Origin of the sequence: Clostridium sp. BIOML-A1 (assembly GCF_009874105.1) — a bacterium.
GTDB lineage: Bacteria > Bacillota > Clostridia > Lachnospirales > Lachnospiraceae > Coprococcus.
In genome coordinates this window covers 115076-135928 of record NZ_WWTL01000004.1, presented here as the reverse complement: position 1 = coordinate 135928, position 20853 = coordinate 115076, and the positions used below count along the sequence as shown (strand labels likewise).

12 protein-coding genes are annotated in these 20853 nt (G+C 39.1%); all 12 read left to right on the top strand.

Annotated features, from left to right (window positions below; translation table 11 throughout):
- Nucleotides 1–115: 115 nt before the first annotated feature.
- On the top strand, nt 116–1177 hold the full coding sequence (locus GT641_RS04405; RefSeq protein ID WP_084770790.1) for a type IV pilus twitching motility protein PilT: 1062 nt from the start codon (nt 116–118) through the stop codon (nt 1175–1177).
- 183 nt (nt 1178–1360) lie between these two features.
- On the top strand, nt 1361–2569 hold the full coding sequence (locus tag GT641_RS04400) for a type II secretion system F family protein (protein WP_161116910.1): 1209 nt from the start codon (nt 1361–1363) through the stop codon (nt 2567–2569).
- A gap of 141 nt (nt 2570–2710) precedes the next feature.
- Nucleotides 2711–3121, top strand: coding sequence for a prepilin-type N-terminal cleavage/methylation domain-containing protein (locus GT641_RS04395; RefSeq protein WP_161116909.1), 411 nt, complete (start codon nt 2711–2713; stop codon nt 3119–3121).
- Between the two features lie 448 nt (nt 3122–3569).
- Nucleotides 3570–5189: a type IV pilus assembly protein PilM gene (gene pilM / locus GT641_RS04390; protein WP_008403046.1), complete on the top strand. Its 1620-nt coding sequence runs from the start codon at nt 3570–3572 to the stop codon at nt 5187–5189.
- Nucleotides 5190–5202: 13 nt separating this feature from the next.
- Complete coding sequence (locus GT641_RS04385; protein ID WP_008403047.1) at nt 5203–5973, top strand: hypothetical protein; 771 nt, start codon at nt 5203–5205, stop codon at nt 5971–5973.
- 55 nt (nt 5974–6028) lie between these two features.
- Nucleotides 6029–7444: a prepilin-type N-terminal cleavage/methylation domain-containing protein gene (locus GT641_RS04380; RefSeq protein WP_008403048.1), complete on the top strand. Its 1416-nt coding sequence runs from the start codon at nt 6029–6031 to the stop codon at nt 7442–7444.
- 3 nt (nt 7445–7447) lie between these two features.
- Nucleotides 7448–10504: a hypothetical protein gene (locus GT641_RS04375; protein WP_161116908.1), complete on the top strand. Its 3057-nt coding sequence runs from the start codon at nt 7448–7450 to the stop codon at nt 10502–10504.
- 11 nt (nt 10505–10515) lie between these two features.
- Nucleotides 10516–11085: a type II secretion system protein gene (locus GT641_RS04370; RefSeq protein WP_008403050.1), complete on the top strand. Its 570-nt coding sequence runs from the start codon at nt 10516–10518 to the stop codon at nt 11083–11085.
- Nucleotides 11086–11098: 13 nt separating this feature from the next.
- Nucleotides 11099–11902 carry a prepilin-type N-terminal cleavage/methylation domain-containing protein gene (locus tag GT641_RS04365; protein ID WP_008403052.1) on the top strand — a complete coding sequence of 268 codons (804 nt, stop codon included), beginning with the start codon at nt 11099–11101 and terminating at the stop codon, nt 11900–11902.
- Between the two features lie 15 nt (nt 11903–11917).
- A complete protein-coding gene (locus tag GT641_RS13335; RefSeq protein ID WP_008403053.1) occupies nt 11918–18292 on the top strand; it encodes a DUF5057 domain-containing protein in 6375 nt (2124 codons plus the stop codon).
- A gap of 189 nt (nt 18293–18481) precedes the next feature.
- The gene (aroE, locus tag GT641_RS04355; RefSeq protein WP_008403054.1) at nt 18482–19843 is read left to right on the top strand and encodes a shikimate dehydrogenase; all 1362 of its coding nucleotides are present in this window, start codon (nt 18482–18484) and stop codon (nt 19841–19843) included.
- A gap of 406 nt (nt 19844–20249) precedes the next feature.
- Nucleotides 20250–20807 carry an elongation factor P gene (gene efp, locus GT641_RS04350; protein ID WP_044946272.1) on the top strand — a complete coding sequence of 186 codons (558 nt, stop codon included), beginning with the start codon at nt 20250–20252 and terminating at the stop codon, nt 20805–20807.
- The last annotated feature ends 46 nt before the right edge of the window (nt 20808–20853 follow it).

The following is a 20853-nucleotide window of genomic DNA, read 5'->3' as shown; positions in this document are numbered from 1 at the left end:
TGTTTTTAACAAAGAAATAATCCAAACAGATTTTTAACAGAGAAGAACTTACATACATAACTCTGTAAAAATAAATTGAAATTATGAAATGCAACAAGGAAAGGAAGGAAACAATATGCTGGATATGAAGGAGCTCCTGGCATTCTCGGTTGAGGCGAAGGCATCTGATGTACATATTGCAGTCGGAATACCACCAAAGCTCAGAATCAATGGACGATTGACAGAAGTTGAAGTTCCTCCGCTTACACCTGCTGATGCGGCAGAAGCGATCGGAGCAACCATGAAAGAAAGACATGTAGCGATCTTAAAGGACAGAGGTGAGGTCGATTTCTCGTTTGACTCACCGGAGACCGGACGTTTCCGTGTGAACGTATATATGGATCGCGGTAATATGGCGGCGGCTTACAGACGAGTTGAGACACAGATCCCAAGACCTGATCAGCTTGGTATTCCGAGAGAGGTTGTTGATCTCTATAAGAGAAAGAGAGGGCTTGTACTTGTAACGGGACCTACCGGTTCGGGAAAATCAACAACACTTGCTTCTATTATAAATAAAGCAAATGAAAACCTGACAGATCATATCATCACACTGGAGGACCCTATCGAGTATATCCATCATCACAACAAGGCAATCGTAAATCAGCGAGAAGTTGGTATGGATACACTCAGCTACGCAAATGCACTTCGTGCAGCACTCCGTGAAGATCCTGATATCATTCTGGTAGGAGAGATGCGAGATCTTGAGACTATTTCAACAGCGATCACTGCAGCCGAGACAGGACATTTGGTTTTCTCGACTCTGCATACGATCGGCGCGGCAAGTACGATCGACCGTATCATTGATATCTTCCCTACAAACCAGCAGCAACAGGTACGTGTACAGCTTGCGATGGTCCTTGAAGGCGTTATATCACAGTCGCTTCTGCCTACGGCAAATGGTCAGGGACGAGTAGCAGCCTTTGAAGTTATGCTTGCTTCTCCTGCTATACGGAGTCTGATCCGTGAAGCAAAGACGCATCAGATCCAGTCAACGATTCAGACAAGCAGACAGCTTGGAATGATTACGATGGATGATGCACTGTACGATCTGTTCTCTGCGGGAACTATAACCAGAGAGATGGCAATGACATATGCACAGGATCAGCAGTACCTCAGAAAGAAGATTAACGGACAGTAAAATGTATAACAGTTTTGTGCAAATCTCACAAAAAAACTGGCGGACATAAGAAAATATTGATTATGGTAGCAAATTATAGTATTATATAATCTATATGAATGAGATTTTATGCGTTTAAAGACGCATAAAGGGTGTGGTCAGATATGATCACGGAAGAAATATGACAGGGTCGGAGGAGAAACAATGGCAGTATTTAACTACAAGGTTGTTGACAAAGATGGTAAGAATAAAAAAGGTACCATCGAGGCCCCAAACAGAGATGGAGCGGAGAAAAAGCTGAAGTCGGATGGCTATTCGATCATGAGCCTGACAGAGCAGAACAATCCATTTTCAGGGGGTTTAATTAAGAAGAAAGTAAAATCACGAGACCTGGGTGTCTTTTGTAAACAGTTTTCAGCTGTTATAAAAGCCGGTGTTACGATCATTTCCGCATTGGAACTGATGGGCGACCAGATCGAGAATCCAACACTGAAGCGTGCGGTTATGGATGCGAAGACATATGTTGAAAAAGGTGGTACTCTTGCAGATGCCCTTCGAGTAAACTCAGATGTATTCCCTCCGATCATGATCAACATGGTAGCTGCCGGTGAGTTGTCCGGTAACTTAGAGGTGTGTCTGGATCGTCTGGTAGAACACTTTGAGAAGGATAATGCATTATCCAGTAAGATCAAGGGCGCGATGGTTTATCCTATCGTAGTATTTATCGTAATGATCATCGTGGTAATCGTAGTTATGATCGCGGTTATCCCGAACTTCACCAGTATGTTTGAAGACATGGGGACAAAGCTTCCTCTTGCAACGAGAATGATGGTTGCGGCAAGTAACTTCATTATTCATAAATGGTACATATTGATCATTGTTGTAGCAGCGATCGTATTCGGCTGTAAGGCATTCAAGAAGAGTTCGGTTGGTGAACAATTCTTCTCGAATATCGCGATCAAGGCTCCGGTATTCGGAAATCTTACGATCAAATCAGCCTGCTCCAGATTCGCAAGAACTATGAGCACTTTGATGGCATCCGGTATCTCTATGATCGATGCCGTAGAACAGGTAGCGAAGATGATGGATAATAAGATCATACGTGATGGCCTGATGGATGCAAAGACACAGGTTGCAAAGGGTATCCCGCTTTCAAAACCATTAAAGGATATGGAGGTTCTTCCGCCGATGTTATCAGCGATGACAAAGATCGGTGAAGAGACCGGTGATATCGAGGAGATGCTCAGTAAGGTTGCCGACTACTACGACGAAGAGGTGGAAGCAGCTACTAATAAATTAACGGCAGCAATGGAACCGTTGATCATGGTTGTACTTGCCTGTATCGTAGGTATGATTGTAGCAGCTGTATATGGTCCTATCATGAGCATGTACGATGCGATGGATCAGTATTAATACAATACATAATACATAATTTACTTACACAGTTTTACATTGATTGATTCCGGTAGAACGAGGATGCCGGTATTGATATAGTGTCATATGACACATCAACAACATAAAATAATTTAAGAAAGAAAAAAGGAGAGAATAATTATGAAGAAGAACAACAAAGGTTTCTCATTAGTAGAATTAATTATCGTTATTGCTATCATGGCAATCCTTGCAGGCGCACTTGCACCAGCACTTATCAAGTACATTAACAAGTCAAGAGCATCAACAGATATTTCAAATGCTGACACTATTCGTTCTGCATGTCAGACCGCAATGTCAAATGAAGAGGCTATGGCTTCACTTGGAAGTACTGCAAAAACAGCTACTGTAACTTCATGGAAAGCATCAGGAAGTTTTGGACAGGAACTTAGCGAGATTCTTGGTAGCGCATCATTAAAGGGTAAATATTACGACAAGAATTCTGAATTCAAAGTTTTAATTGATGTAGCAAACAATAAAGTTGAAGTTTATTCAGGCGGAACTACAAATAAATTACTTTCCCCACAGAACTAGGCTTTAACTGAAAACAAATATTTTATTTTAATAGTATTGAAAGGCAACAAAATTAAGCTGTTTGAAATTCCTCGTATGACATATTATAGCTAGTTGTTGCCTTTCGATAACATGAGTAAGATGTTTGTGGATTTATAGACATCACTATATCATAATGCAATGCAGAAAAGATATATGATGTCTTGGAAGCAGTCAGTAGTTTAGTGAGTGATTAAACTAATGACGGCAACCGGCTTGCATATAAGCTGGAAAACAAGTGAATGGTCGCATATGGAGGGTCAAACATAGAGACCATTTTGAGGGTGACAGGTTGTTCACCTTATAGCCTGTAAGATACAGGCGTATTCTATTTTTATTTATATGGGGTGAACAGCATGTAAGCTGGTACTCAGGCAATTAAGGGAGAATTCCCGACAAAACTACTGATTAGCGAGGGAGGCTATTTAAAATGGCGAGTAATAAAAAAGTCTTAACAATCGACATTACAAATGAAAGTATTACTATCACAGAAGTAACCGCTTCTGAGAAGAAGACTTCAACCGTACATAATGCCATCATCTTTGAGACTCCGGAAGACTCATACGAAGATGGTTTTATCAGAGACAAAGAAAGAATTGCAGAAGCAATCAGATCACAGCTTGCTGCAAACGGAATCACTAACAAGGACGCGATTTTCGTCCTTACCTCTACAAAGATCGTTAACAGAGAGGTCCTTGTGCCTTTCGTTAAGGAGAACAAAATCAAAGGAATTATTAATGCGAACTCATCAGAGTATTTCCCTGTTAATATAGAGGATTACACCGTATCCCATTCTGTATTAGAGACAGTCACTGATGAAGAAAATAACAAACAGTTAAGAGTCCTTGCTGTAGCAGCACCGACCAGTATGGTTCGTTCCTACTATGAAGTGGCAGCACTTGCGGGACTGAAAGTAGTGGCGCTCGATTACATTGGAAATGCCATGTTACAGCTGATCAAGACACAGACCAGTGAGAACATGACAACGATGGTAATCCAGTTAGGTAGTGAATCTACCGTATTAAATATTGTAAAAGGAGATATCCTTTTACTCCAGAGAACTGTACCATATGGTACCAATGTTGTAGTAAATGAAGTAATGGATGCAAAGGGCGTAGATGCAACGACAGCTATGACCTTACTTCAGAATGAACGTCTGATCACAGTTGATTTCGATGATAATGCGATTACCGGTTCATTCCGTTACCTGATCAATAACATTGGACGTGTGATGGATTTCTTTGCATCAAAAAATCCGGATAAGCCGATTGATGATGTATTCCTGACAGGCGATGGAGCACTGATCAAAGGAATCGATGGTTTATTCAAGGTACAGCTTAATGTATCAACCAGAGTTATGGATAGTTTATTCAATATCAAGTTTGACCCGAAGATTGATTTGAAGATTTATAATCCTGTATACCTTATGGTTCCTATCGGTGCGGCTTTTGCACCTATGGGATTTGTAATATCAGAAGGGGCAACAGCATCTAAGAAAGAAGGAGCTGTTGATTCTACGCCTTTTGTAGTTGCATTTCTGATTCTGGCAGTGCTCGTTGCCGGTGGTGTGACTGCGGCTTCATTTATCATGAAGAATAAGGCACAGAGTGAGCTGGATGATGTAAACCGAAAGATTGAATCAATTAAAGATATTGAAACCATTGTACAGGACTATGAGGATGCAGAGAGCATCTATGTGGATGCCATGAGCATGTACAGCTACACTAAGAATCTGAATGAGAATGTAGTAACCTTTATCAATGCTTTAGAAGAGAAGATGCCAAAGGGAACAGAAGTAACAGCGTTCAATTCAGATGCGAGCGGTGTATCCATATCCGGTACTGCAGAAAAGTATGACGATGTTGCGGGTCTTGCGATCAGCTTAAAAGAAATTGACTGTATCGATAATTCATTCATCGGAAGCATTACAGAGAATGTAGATGAGGAATCAGGCAAGACTACATATGATTTCACTGTAACCTGTATCTATGTGGATGCGAATGCATCAACAGAAGATACTACAGAGACAGATGCAACATTAGCTCAGTAAGGAGGGTACGAACATGGATGCAATGACAAAAGGACAAAGAAATTTATTATTATTTTTATTGGGTGTTGTAATATTATTCGTGCCGATTCGTTATGTGGCTATGAATAATTTTGAAGACCGGAAGAGTATCATATCCGAAAAGGACAAACAGCAGGTTTACTATAATGATCTGAAGTCAAAGGATGTAAATCGTGACCAGTATATTAAAGATACAGAGAACTATAAGAAAGAGTATCAGGCAATCCTTGATGAATTCCCATCAGAGCTCTATCAGGAGAATACAATTATGTATTTACAGGGTATCAAGGATGAATATAAGTTTGACTTCCCTTCTGTAACGATGGGAGAAGAACAGTTATTCTACACACTCGGAACCGGTGCGGTAGGTGATGCTACACTCGGAGATGGAGCAGCAGCAACCGATACGACTGCGGCTGACACAACCGTAGCTGATAGTGCTGCAGCTTCAGGAGATAATTATAACTGCTATTCAGCGAACTTCCCTGTTACCTATTCAGGTTCATACAAGGATCTTAAGGATGTCATTGATTATATTCAGAGTGGAGACTTCCGTATGACTGTTGATTCTATCAGTATCGCTTTTGATGAGGAGACAGGAAAATATACAGGTGATATGTCATTCACATCATACGCAGTAAATGGTGGAGACAGAACTACAGATCAGGTAGATGTTAATGTTCAGAACGGAAAGGATAATATCTTCGGTAACCCGACAAAGAAGTCAACAGCTACAACAACTACATCAAGCGATAATGCTCAGTAGGTAGTTATAAACCTGAAACCCGTAAACAGTTTTTAAACGGAGTGAGAAGTAGAAAATGACAAAGAAAAACAATAAAGGCTTTAGTTTGATAGAAGTAATCATTGCTGTAGCCGTATTTGCCATATTGATCGTTCCTCTTACCTCCCAGTTGATTTCCGCTGTTAATATCAATAAGAAATCAACCAAGAAACAGTATGCCATTGATAAAGCAGAACAGATCATGGAAAGCTTTAAAACTGCAGATATGAGTAGTAGTGCCATCAGTATACCTGATGGCAATTCTACAGGTAGCTATAATTTCACCTGCACAACTACAACTCCGAAAACAACGGATAATAAGATTGCCGGAGTGAAGAAGGTGAATTATACGGAGAAGACATACACATGTAATGACATATCTATAGGAGGAAATTACGCGAAGTATGGCTGTACAGTCACGGTCAGTGATCTTGCACAGCAGGTTGCTGCGATGGGGTATATCTGGGATCCGGCAACAGGAGATGCAAAAGTTGATGAAAATGGTGATTATGTTAAGATCACATCTTCAGTAGGTACTGTTCGTACACTGGATAATAAACAGGCAGCGATCATTGCCGGGGCAACTTACACAGGTGATACCGGAACCGCAGATGGAAATAATCTGGATAATCAGGCAAGTGCATATTTTAAGGATCAGAAGACAGAACTGTTAAAGAGTCATACAGTGCAGTATAATCAGATGCTTTCCAGTGATGGTGATGAATTCTGGAAGAATGATGAGTTCTCAAAGACAACGACGATTAAAGTGTCAAAGACTGCAAATAACAAATATCGTGTGCAGTGTATCGTAAAGTATGTAGATAAGACAACAATCGGCGTTATTAAGTCTGAATATGAGAACAATACAAATAACGTATATAAACCAGCCAGTGCAAATGGAGAAGGTGTAGTATATCAGAATGATTATGATAAACTGCCACCAATCTATCTGTTATATGTTCCTGCAACCAGTAATGGTATCTATGTAAATCGTGATTATGTGAATATAGATACAAATGCATTAGATGCGGATGAAAAGGCAAAGATTTATATTTTCCAGACTGTAGCAGATATTGATGATAAGTATGCAGAAATTATCAATGAAGCTTTGCAGGGCGGTGATAGCAGCAAGACACTTGATGATCTGATTTATGTAAATAATCAGCATAAGGTATCTCCATCATCTGTAAAGGTGCGTGTGAATTTTGCAGATTCAACCGGAACACTTAAGAAACCGGCAGATGAAGCAAAGATTAATACATTAGCCGGAAAGACTAAAGTATATGCGAACTTTACAGTAGATAAACCAAATTCAACTGTAAGTGTTATGGGAACAAAGGATGATACGGCGGACGATGTCTATATGTACGATCTGACTGTTCTTATGGAAGAAAAAGACAGTAATGATAAGACGACTGACAAGACGACTATATCAGGAACAAGGGGGAATTAGAAGATGCTTAAAAAATTAAAGAGCAGACTGAAGCACATGAGTAATCGTGGTTCCAGTTTTGTCCTTGTAATTGTATCTGCAACGTTTTTGAGTATTCTGGTATCCGCCCTGTTAATGGGTATGTTATTAGCATACAAACTCAGATATTACAAGATTAATTCATTGAATAACTTCTACAGTGTAGAGAAGGCAATGGATGAGATTTATGCAGGAATTGGTGCAACGACAAATGAACACTTATATTCCGCATATACAACGACTGCAGAGTTAGTTGTATATTATAAAGATGGAAAGTATACGAATCTTTCTGAGACAGAGGCAAATAATCTGTTCAAAAAGTTTTTTATGCAGGGAATTATGGATGATGATAATCTGAATAAAATCCCTACATTAGTAGCTACATTGCAGGGTTATATTACAGATCCGAATGTTACACTTGATTGTGATAATCTTCGAATTGTATATACAGATAATGCGGGAAAACACAGTTATATCAAATATGTTAAGAATTCCCTAACGGGAGATATTTCCGGACAGACAAATACGGAACCGGGATTTAATTCAGGAACTGTAGAGACGATTGCATTTAAGAACGTAGGTGTTAAGAGAACAATTACATTGACTGCTGCAACAGATAGGGAGACGATGGCTCCAGGAACGTATGAGCAGTCAATTATGACGGATTTGGTACTTAAAAAACCAGAATATAATGTTTCGTTTGATATGACAGGTATAAACAGCAATAGTTTGTATAGTTATGCATTTCTGGCAGATATGGGACTGCAAGTATCCGGAACAACTACGAATTATAACGATGCAAGTGCAACAGTTGTAAATGTTAAAGGAAATGTATACACAGCATCTGATTATTATAATAAAGATTATAATGCTGTGACTGCAACAAAAGTTACAAACAAATATAATGATAGTGTTGTAAGAAACTGGGGCGCTACAGATGAAAGCGCTAATTCTGGTATTTTTGTTGACAAAGCATCATTGACAATGAATTCAGATGTTATTGTAAATTCTGGTGCATTGACAGCATATAATGGTGCAGATATTACTCTTTCAGGTAGAAGTTCGAACCTTTCAGAGCTCTGGACCGATAATATTATCATTGATGGAGATAAAGGCGGTTCTATTACAGCGGCAGCAAACGCTTATGTATATGATGATACAGAGTTAAATGCAGAAGAATCTAATTTGACATTCTTTAAGGGTACATACTTTGGATATAGCTATTCTACAGATGATATTCGGAGCATTAAGCTTCTCGGGAATGCGGGCAAACTCCCTACAAATTACAGTTTAAAATCTCATTTTAGTGATAGTGCGATTATTGTAAATGGTAAGAAGTCCACATTGGATCTGAAGAGCTTACAATCTCTTTATATTGCGGGTAAATCATATATTGAGTTCTCAAAAGTGGCAGCTTCTTCTATCACAGATGCTAATGAGAGAAAAGAACTCGGTCTTGTTGATGCAGATGGAAATGAAAAGAATCTGGACTATGCATTTACAACATTGAAGGATTATTCAACTGGTCAGTCGCTTGATGTGAAATCCAATCAGTTGATTTTCCTGACACAGTGGGAGCCGGTTGCAGGCAGCGAGACAGTAGATTCAAATGGTTATACACATGTTAAGCTGAAGTTCCCAAATAGTTTTAACAATGATGTTAAATTAAAGGAATTATACAAAGAGTTTACTGAAAAACTGAGTAATAATGAATTGGTAGTTAATGCGATCAAACAGACGGTGTCTGGTCATGATTATTATTATCTTTATATTAAAGCGGGAGATAATAAGCAGAGTAATGTAGAAGAAGCAGAAGCTTTTGTAAAGAAGTATTATGATCTTCTGGCAGAGAATCTGGAAGAAACAAATAAGAAGATATATAACGTATCTAATTATGACAGCTTCGATGTGACATTGTTACTTCCTGTTGGTGCAGATGGCAAGGTAGATTCTTCTAAGGTTGGTTCAGGCGCGGCAGTAACGGCACAGAATAAGAATGACGGATCTTTATATATTCAGGCATCAACAAAGAGTACGATGAGTGTTGAAACGGCTTTAAAAGCAGCAGCTACATCTAAGACATTCACCATGTTGCTTGGAAATGGAGACACGACAGCAAATAATCTTGCTTATGAAAACCTTAAAACAAGTGCAGGACAGTTAACTGGATCAGATTCTGAAACAGAGGCACATAAGGTGAGTAATTTCCTTAATTACATGTATATCAACATGAAAGATCATCTGTCTGTATTAAACAATAAGGTGTTGGATGCTGAAGGTAAGGAGACCGATGAAGAGCAATCTGCATGGGCATTAGTAAAATATACAGATTATACAGAGACCAGTAATGGAAAGCAGTCTCAGAAGTACAGATACGAGCATGCACAATTCAAAAATGTAGGTGCTAATAAAGGTGATTATACAAGAACTCAGTTAGCATCAGGCGAGTATCAGTACACATATGTTGGCAAGGATGCAGATGGAAAGTATAAGGGAGATTATGTAAGAAGTGATTCGTACTCTTATAATTACAGTCTGACACCATTAAATAACTATGTTGACTTTACAAAGATTTTTGGAACGCATACACTGCCTGACGGCACTAACCATACAGCGCATAAGAATATCAGTAAAACGATTTCGTCTGATGATGGATCAGCAGATTCGATTCTTGTTATCAATGATGGAGATGTAACGCTTGATACAGCTACTGGTAATTCTTTACAGGGAGTTGTTATCTGTGGCGGTGATGTGAAGTTCAGCAATAAAGTAAAATCTTTCCGTGGATTGATCATTGCAGGCGGTAAGGTGATCTGTAACAGCAGTATCAGCCTTTCAGCAGATGTATCATATACGGCGAGTGTACTGAAGAAGTGCGCAGACAGCACAGATACAGATGTAAGCGTAGTTACAAGAGAAATCTTAAAGAACTATGTAAAAGAAGAAAAAGACAGTAGTGCAGAGGTGAAGAGTTCTACTTTATCTGACATCTCTTATAGTGATATTCTTGAATTCCAGAACTGGAAGAAGAATGTAGATTAGGAGGGGTGAAGATGAAGAAAAGAAACAATGCTGGATATTCTCTGGTAGAACTGATTATTGTTCTTGGAATAATAGCGGTGTTATCCGGACTGGCAGCTGTTACGATATCAGCGATATCAACTGCCCGGGCTACCTCGGCTAAAGAGTCATTCAATGAGGAATTGTCTACATTAGTAAAATTGACAAAATCTCAAAATAAAAAAGCTGCTATGTTGATTGAAAAGGTTGACGATAAATATCAGATTACATACGGAACCTTTACGGGTGATGTTACGCGTAAAGCGAATGGAGACCCTTCAGATGATTTTAAAGACAGAGCTAACTTTACTGCAGACACATCAATAGATACTATAACGCTGGATCGCGTAAAGATTATGTACGCGGCAAAATCTTCAGATACCGCAAAAGAGGTTACTGAAGTAAATGGCACAGCGGGTTTTATGATCGTTATGTTTAATAAAGCAGATGGTTCGGTTTGGTCGGGAGATGGTATTTATACTTTCAATAAGGAGCGGTCGAATGCATCAGTAGGTAAAGTAACATTAAACAAAACGACTGGTAGTCATTATACAGGATCATAAGGAGGGATGAATAGTGAAAAAAACAGAGAATAAGGGTTTCACTTTCATTGAACTGGTACTTTACATAGGTATCTTAAGTGTATTTATGGTAGCAGTTACAACCCTGATTGGATCAGTGGTTGCTTCCAATCGGAAGATGACATCCAGAAAGAAGATACAGACACAGGCTGAAGAAGCCTATGATACTATGTCTGATATGCTGATGGCAGCAACAGATGTTAAGATTTATGCAAAAGCAAAGCGAGTAGGTGAAACATCATCGAAAGAAGGCGTATATCTGGTTCCTGATGCGTCGGATTTAAGACAGGATGATGGTTCTTATAAAGAAGGAGGCGGAAACAAAACAGTGCAGGTAGCCCCTTCTTCAAATCCTGCAAGCGGATCGAATAAAAGACCTTGCTACAACATCGGTGAGTTGGATAAAGATGTAGCACTCAGTACGGTATCGACAACGGTAGGTTCAAAGACGGCGGATAAGCTTTATATTAAGCTTAATTATGCATCCGGTCTGGATTCAACAACAGGTGATAGCGAGATAACAAGTTGTACTCTATTATATGATAAGACAAACAAGAAGTTATATGCTTACAGAATGAAGGCGTCTAATTCCGGAGGCGGATCATTTATTGATTCAAGTAATGATGAGGCCTGTCTGCTTGCAAAGAATGTTGAGCAGTTTGATGTGAAGGTGAATCCGGATGAGGATAGTTTTGCAATCACCATGAAACTTCAGGATGCACAGACAGCAGCATCTTATACAGTGGATGGAGTTGTCAGCCTTAGAAATTCAAATGTGTTAAAAGCGCATTCAAACTAAAAGGAGGAAAGAATAGTGTTTAAGAATAAAAAAGTTGTTTTATCTTCCGTAGCAATCATCTTTACACTGATTGTTAGTGCGGTATTCGTCAATTTCACATTAGCTAATTCTGGAACTCCTGTAAATGAAAATAACGCAGAACTGAGTGCTGCAACAGGACTTGTAGGCTATTCGAATATTGACCTTGCGGTTATCAATTCGAACAGCGCCAGTTTAAAGGCAACAGGTGATGACAAATATCGTATTGTTCAGATCCTTCCAAAGTCTAAATCAAATGACGATATTGCGAAAGCAGATACAGATATGACTGCTAAAGTTACTGCATCAAACTATAAAGGTAATATCAAAAATGAGTCTGATTATACAAATACAACACCATTATGGAAGTATGTGTATGATGGTGAGTATTTCAGATATGCGGTATTTGATGGTTATAAGACGATTGCATCCCAGAAGATGGCAGCCGGAGCAGTGACATTAACAACGGTTACTGTTGACAATCTGAACAGTATGGATACAAATGCAAAAGCAATTTTATCTGCAGCGGATTTCATATATATCGTTGCACCGGATGAGAATGCATATGCATCAAAAGACAAAGATATAAGCGAAGCATTATATAATTGGCTTGTAAGCTATACAATGGATGACCGCCATCCGATCGTTCTTGATAAATATACACTTTGTGTAAAAGATGCAAGTTCGATAAAGGGAAATAATGATACATATCGTATGGGAACATTAGCATTCAAGTTGATTACAAAGAATCTGACAGCCCGTATAGATAATGTATTAGCAGTAGAGCCGGGATATTTCAATGTGCTTTATAAAGAAGCAAGTGATAATGATGTACCGGATCCAACCCAAAAGACAACAAAGACAATTTCAGATTTCATCCTTACAGCGGAACGTTCTGCGACAGAGGGTGGAAATGACTATATCAACAAAAACAGATATTATAAATGGTATGAAGATAATTCATTGACAGACTTCCTGAATTTCCAGACGAATCACAGTGATTCTGCATATATTAAGGTATCAAGTTCTATTGGTGGTATTACAGCTTCCAGAACAAAATGGGATTTTGATAATGCAGAAGTACTTGTTATTTCAAATGGTGAGTCATCGAGGATGTTTGATGAATTAGCAGCAAACAATGATTCCACACATATGGATGCAAGTGCCTATACTTTCAATAAGAAGACTAATACCTGGGAAGCAGAAGAAACAGCAGAGAACAGTGTATTCACAGGAGCCGCTTATGCAAGCCGTGGATACAGATATGTGCCAAGTGGTGCGAATATCTATGTTCTTCAGAGCCGTGATATCAAGAATGCTTTGACCTCAGGTGAAGGTGCTGTCTATTCAACGACCGATCTTTCAAATACCGGTTTTCAGGATGTTGCAACTAAGGAATTATCCGGAGAGGTTCGTTCATCTGTAGATCTTACCGGATCAAATGTATATCTTACTGTTACAATAGACGGAAAGACTTATCTGGTTGGTAAGAATGAGACAGAGAAGTATTCAGTTATGCTTTCATCTTTAGAAGGTGGAAACGGTTCTTTTGACAGTGCGACAAATACTTATGTGTACAATTATAATTTCTCATATCTGAATGCCGGTTCTGAATTCCAGTATGGAGTGATCATTGAGCCTGCCGGAACAGCAATTGATGAGCTTGTTGCAGCTGCAGGAAGTGGAACCGGAACAGGAACCGGAACTGGAACCGGAACTGGAACCGGAACTGGAACAGATGATACTATAGTGACGGGTGCTTATGAAGTTGGCAGCAATGGATGTAATTTCATTGTTACAAAGAATGGTGAGCAGAAATCAGCAGATTATGATTATACAAACGTTGCAGATACATATGCAGAGTTTACAAAGAAGACAACAGAATCAGATCCTGCTTATGATGCAAATTATTCATCAAACTTATCTTATGAATATACTGTTTTGGATTATTCAGAAGATTCTACAGAAGGTAGAGATAAGGCATTTAATTATGTCAATAAGTTATATCTAGATCACAAAGCGGAAGCACTTACCAAGAATTCTACAAAACAGGTGATTGACTTTACACAGTTTGATTTTATCTTTATCGAGTCGGGTGCTTATAAAGATGAGATTGGAAAAGATGCATATAAATCATTATGCGACGCTGTTGAAGGTGGTGTATATGTAATTGCCAGTGATAAAGCCGGAGATGGTGTTGGCTCTGGAGATGGTGATGATGACAATAATGGCGGAAATAAGACCATTATCAGTCCGTCAGCAAAAGCAATTGCAGATATCATTAATGCAGGTCAGTATCGTGATGGCTCTGATAATAAGTTCAAGGTTCTTGAAATTCAACCGGATTATCCGATTGATCGCGAGTTAGCAGAAACCAAGAATAAAAATTCTTCCTATTCAAAACATATGGATGGTTCAGAGATAAAGGGTGATTATTATACTGTTCCGTCAGATGTGATTGAGGGTAAGGCCAAAGAAGAACTTCAGAAGAATGTTGAGTATTATGACTTTGATCTGACAAAGGCCAAACTTGCATATGCAATAGATGGATTAAACTATGGTGATATCGAACTTACTCAGGTTTCTACGGAAGCATTGATCGGTATGAAAGATGATATCGCAACAAGTTATGATCTGGTTTATATCGGTGGTGATTATACAGCACTTGATAGAAGCGTTGAGGAAGTTTATTCTGCACATAGTGGTAATCTGAATGGTGATGCGATCAAAGCATTAGGTTATGGTTTACCGACATTCATTATGTACACACATACAGGTATGTTAGAGTATATTACAGATAATTATATGCCGGCAGATCTGGTAGGTAAGGCAGTATACATGCCTGAAAACGGTAATGATCTTACAAAGACAAAGTATGATGAACTTGTAGAATATATAGATGCCGGAAAACCGGTTATCTTCGGTGATGAACTGACATCTGTATATGAGAAGATGCAGGGTTACAATGTTAAGAACGGCGTGAATGCATTGACTCAGGTTCAGCTTCTTTCAGGTTACTGGTTTAAAGATGATGGAACGATCGAAAAGGGAAATTATTACCTGGATCCATCTTCCAGAGTGTATAAGCTTGTGAAGTATGCATATGATAAAAAAGCAGCTTCTACAAGTGTGAAAAATGTATTATGGGGATATGATCATGATGATACGCAGATGATAGATAATCAGAATGGAACGTATGGTCAGACCTTATATACGGCGAAAGAGATCGGTACAGGCGGATCTTACAAGATTCATCTGACTACGGATGTAGAGAATGAGAGCTGGTTCCAGAATGACGATCCTTCAGTGATTAAGTCTTATGCAGTCGTACCATCTGATACGATGAAGACCTCACTGAACAGTCTGATCAAGAGTTCAGCAAGCAGAGTGAGAGTAGTATTTACAAATAAACCTGCTACCTATAAGGAAGGAATTACGAGTTCTTATCTGAGAACGACCAGTCTTCCATTTGAGTTCGAGGTCAGAAGCAGTAAGTCGGATGCCACATATACATATAAGTTATATTGTGATAAAGATCGTAACATGACATTTGATTCAAGTGATTATCATACAGAGGGAACTCTTACAAAAGGAGCTGCTTCTGCAGGAATGACATCATATACTGCATCAACCACATTGGAATTGGATGAAGACTTTTTCGGATCAGCCAGCTGGTATCTGGAGATCTATGAGGGAACTGAGCTTATAGCAACCAGTTCAGGGCTTAGTAAGGTTGTGAATGAGACAGCTGATAAGAACAATATCAATGTCCTTCAGATCCAGACAATGTATGATGGCCAGACAACAGACTTCCATAATTTTAAGGATACTTTATACTTTGATATTCAGTCTCAGTGGGCACATAAGATCATGTATTACAATGGCCTTACATCAGAACCGAAACTGGGATCAGAAGTAGCATTATCACAGTACAAATCACTTGGACGTCATGAGAACCGTTTTGGAATTGTACAGTATGACCTGAGTGCCGGAGATGATAACTGGTATTCAAACCTTGCAGATACGATTACGGATGATTATAATATCAATCTTGATATGGCGGTTATCAATAAGAATAAAGCAAGTTTTACAACAGCAGATAATGCAAGCGGAACTTATAACTGCCTGGAGCAGTGGGTTGCAGATGCAGAGACACTGTCCAAAGCAGGCGGTAAAGTTGATGGAATGACTCGGCAGGATTATGCAGATGGCTTGCAGGAGAAATGGACTGCATATCAGAATGCAAAGGCTGCTGTTGAAACTCCAAAGGAAAATATTGATAAGTATCTGGAGGGTGCAATCGACCAGTTTGGAAATGATGCAACTAAGATAGATACAGCAAAGTATGGTAAATACAGACAGGGTTCACAGTCTCTGCTTGGTGCATTGAACAGATGGGTACCGGAAAGTGAGATTGTGCAGCTGTTTAACTACTGTATAAAGACCGGAGATTATTCTATGATCTTCATGAAATATTATGGAGACAAGGGAACTAATTTCAATGAGTTTGGAACATATGGAACATTATTTACGGCATATCGTGATGCAAAGGATGCAGAGCTGAATGCAAAGGATGAGTATTATAAATACTTAAGAAGATCTTATGGTAAGGACTTCCTTAAGAAGATGTATTCTATCCTGGTACTTGGTCCTTCTGCAGCATTCTCACCATATGGAGACAGCACAAGTGCTTATGTTGATATGAATGCAACGACATGTCAGTACATTAAGGATTATGTAAAAGCCGGAGGAGATTTGTTCTTCTTCCATGATACAATGTCACCATATTCAAAGAAGGCGGGTGGTGCTTATACACTTACTACAAACTTGCTTGATATGGTTGGACTGAACCGATTCCATGTGGATCTTACAAACCAGAAGAGTTCATATGCTCAGACAAATGATGGCTATGAGTATAAGTCATATAAGGATAAGTCAGATACATATTATCTGACACCATACGGATTCAATACAACAGCCGGAATATCAGGAAAGCTGAATCAGACATCGGGAATCTATGACAGCACGATTAAGACATTAAAGAATTATAATTCAAATTATAATGTAACACAGATTCCGAGTGATAAGTCTAGCTGGAATATAAGTGCATTATCAATGTCATATCTGTATTTTGCAGTGAATAAGAGTATACATGCAGAGAATAATACACCATATATTTATTCAAAGATGGATGTAAACGGTGCACTTCGTACCACAACCAATGATGGTAACAGAGATGAGTCTGCATTTGCGCAGACAGCAAAGGCTTCCAGATTAAATGAAGGTCTGGTTACCCTGTATCCGTTTGCGATAGGTTCATCCCTGAATATATCGGGTACACATCAGCAGGCATATTCACTGGATCTTGAGGCTACGAAGACAACAGTCTGGTATACACTTGCAGGATGTAATAACAATGGTAATGCAAAGACAATGTCATCTTATTATGCTGCATCACCTTATGATGGAATGGAGAGTTACTTCATTTATACAACAGCGTATGGTAACGGAGCTATCACATATTGTGGAGCCGGTCATACATCTGTAACAGGTAATGGAACAAAGAATAATGATGAGAGAAAATTGTTCATCAATGTTATTATTAACAGTGCTTTAGCATCAGTGCCTAAGCCGGATGTAACATTGTTCCAGCCGGATACAAACTTTGTGAATGAGCTTGGTAAGGATGAGTCAGCAGGCAATAATATTTATCTGATTGAAATAGCAGATAAGACAACATCGCCAAACTTTGATGCAAAAATTGATATTCCGGACGGTATCACCGTAGATCGGATCAATGTGTATTATGATCTGGATCTGAATGATCAGGATCCTAAGAAGTTAAGTCCGGTATATTCTGCTACAAAGGATAAACTGGTTTGGAGCTGGAAACGTTCGGATATCGAAAAACAGTTTGTAAAGTTTACAGATGCAGAGTTGAAAGACAGAACGGATGAAAAAATCTGGAAGTGGAAAGCGTATGATGCTATTAAATCTCATCTGACAGAAGCAGAGAAAAACGAGTTATCACAGCATGGTTACATTGCATTGACAGAAGAAGAGAAGCAGGCAAAGATGACTTGGTTAGCTACTTTTGATGGATTTGTACAGTTTGATGATGCGACAGAAAAGATTAAGGTTAGAGATCAGTATTCAAATAATAAGCTGAAACCTTCAGAAGAGTGTTTTGCACCGTATGGTGGTAATTATACTTATATTGTTGTTGAAGTTTATTATGGCGGTGAAGCTACACCAGTACAGAAGATCATCAAGATTAAAGCTGCTGATCCACTCTTCAACCTGACACAGAACAATACAAACAGTATTGTAACTGTAGATGGTATTGAAGCAGAAAAATATACATTAGCTTAATATGAGCTATTAAAAACACATATTATAATTCCAGAGGCGGGCAGCAATGCCCGCCTTTTTGCTTGTAAGACCTGAAAGAAAATGCTACTATAACAACTAGATGATTACGAAATGCTGCCATATGAAAAAACCTATGGGAATTTTACGATCATTATATGAAATTAACAGAACAGCAGGAGAAGAGACAATATGATGATAGATGGAAAAACAAGAACGCTGGGACTTCTGGGAGATCCGGTGGAGCATACAATGTCACCGCTTATACATAATACATTAAGCGAGAAGCTCGGATTAAATAATGTATATGTTCCGTTTCATACAAAAGCAGAAAATCTAGAAGCTGCAGTAAAAGGTGCGTATGCGTTAAACATTCTGGGGTTAAATGTGACAGTTCCGCATAAGAATGAGGTTATGCAATATCTGTCAGAGTTAGATGAAGGCGGACAGGCGATCGGTGCTGTTAATACACTGGTACGGACAGAAAATGGATATAAAGGTTATAATACGGATATGATGGGACTTCTTCGTGAGGTGAGATCTTATGGAGTAGAGCTTGACGGACAGGACGTTATTATATTAGGAGCAGGCGGAGCGGCGAAAGCCGTAGCTTATATGTGTGTGTCAAACGGAGCAGGACATGTATATATCTTAAATCGTACTGTAGCCAAAGCACAGGCGATCGCGGATCATATGAATGATTTCTTTGGGAATCAGAGTATGACGGCTATGAGCATTCAGGACTATCACAAGCTTCCGGAGAAAAAATATATTGTATTTCAATCGACTTCAAAAGGCTTGTATCCGCATAGTGATGAAGTAGTGATTGAAGATCCGGCATTTTATAAGCTTGTATCAGTCGGAATCGATCTGATCTATAAACCATTCTCTACCGGATTCATGTCTCTGTGCAGATACGCGGGAGCAAAGAGCTATAATGGGCTGAAGATGCTTCTGTACCAAGGCATAATTGCATATGAATTGTGGAATGATATAACGATAGATGAAGAAACAGCAGATGAGATTTATCGGAAGTTGCTTAAAAAGACACGGGATAATATCATCCTGACAGGTTTTATGGGATCCGGAAAGACAACAGTCGGAAAGCTGTTATCTGAAAGATACGGATATACCTTCATAGATACAGATCAGTATATAGAAGAAAAATGTGGTTGTACGATCGCTGAATTATTCAGTAAAAAGGGCGAAGCATATTTCAGACAGTTAGAGACAGATATACTAAAAGAACTGAACGCATCGTTAACGCATGCGGTACTTTCGACCGGCGGTGGCCTTCCGCTCCGGGAGGAGAATGCAGCAGAGCTTGCAACCCTCGGAACAGTTATTTATTTACAGATTACCCCGGAAGAGGTCATATCTCGATTATCGGGGGACAATACCCGACCTCTCTTATCAGGCGACGATCCGGAACAGAAGGTACGCGATCTCTTAACCTACCGCACCCCGTTATATGAACGCGTGGCAGATTTGACAATTCCTGCCACCGGACAATCCCCTGAGTATATTGCAGAAGAAATAATTAGCAGAATGTAAGATAAACTATGTGTTTAATTAAAAACAAAAACTATAATGTATTTCAGAAACTGTTAGGATTATACGCAATAGTTGTATGAAACAATTAAAAAATTTTGAATCAAGAATGATAGAGGGTGTAGAACTTTTATATCCCCATTCCCAGATTGGGGGTTGTGATATGTCTCTGTAATAAGCCTTTTTCAACGTCGGCCCTTAGTGAGCCGGATTTTTCGGCGAGCTTAGTGCCGTTACGTTGAAATAGAGCGCAAGAGCCTTATGAAAGAGACATATCAAGCCGCTAATCGTCCGGGAGGTCAGGAAACGCCTAAGGAATTGGTAAAAAGTAGTTGAAATATTCTGTAGAATATTATAAAATGTCACAAGAAGTTCATATCTTAAGGAGGAAAAGAAAATTATGGCAGAGATGATCTCAGCAGGTGATTTCAGAAATGGTGTTACGATTGAATTTGAAGGAAATATTTATCAGATTATAGAGTTCCAGCATGTAAAGCCTGGTAAAGGTGCTGCATTTGTAAGAACAAAGCTTAAGAATATCAAGAGTGGTGGTGTGGTAGAAAAGACATTCCGTCCAACCGAGAAGTGTGAGAAGGCTCATATCGAGAGAAAGGATATGCAGTATCTGTACAATGACGGTGATCTTTACTACTTCATGGATCCGGAGACATACGATCAGATTCCATTGAATAAAGCAGCGATCGGAGATGCATTAAAGTTCGTTAAGGAGAACGAGATCTGTAAGCTTGTTTCTCACAATGGTTCTGTATTTGGTGTAGAGCCACCTTTATTTGTAGAATTACTGATCACAGAGTGCGAGCCTGGTGTAAAGGGTGATACAGCTACAGGTGCTACAAAGCCTTGTGTAGTTGAGACAGGAGCAACACTCTATGTTCCTTTATTTGTAAATGAAGGAGATACGATCAAGATCGATACACGTACAGGCGAGTATCTTTCAAGAGTTTAATCCGATCAGAATATAAGAGAGATAGTAGGAGCTGGTCATATATGAT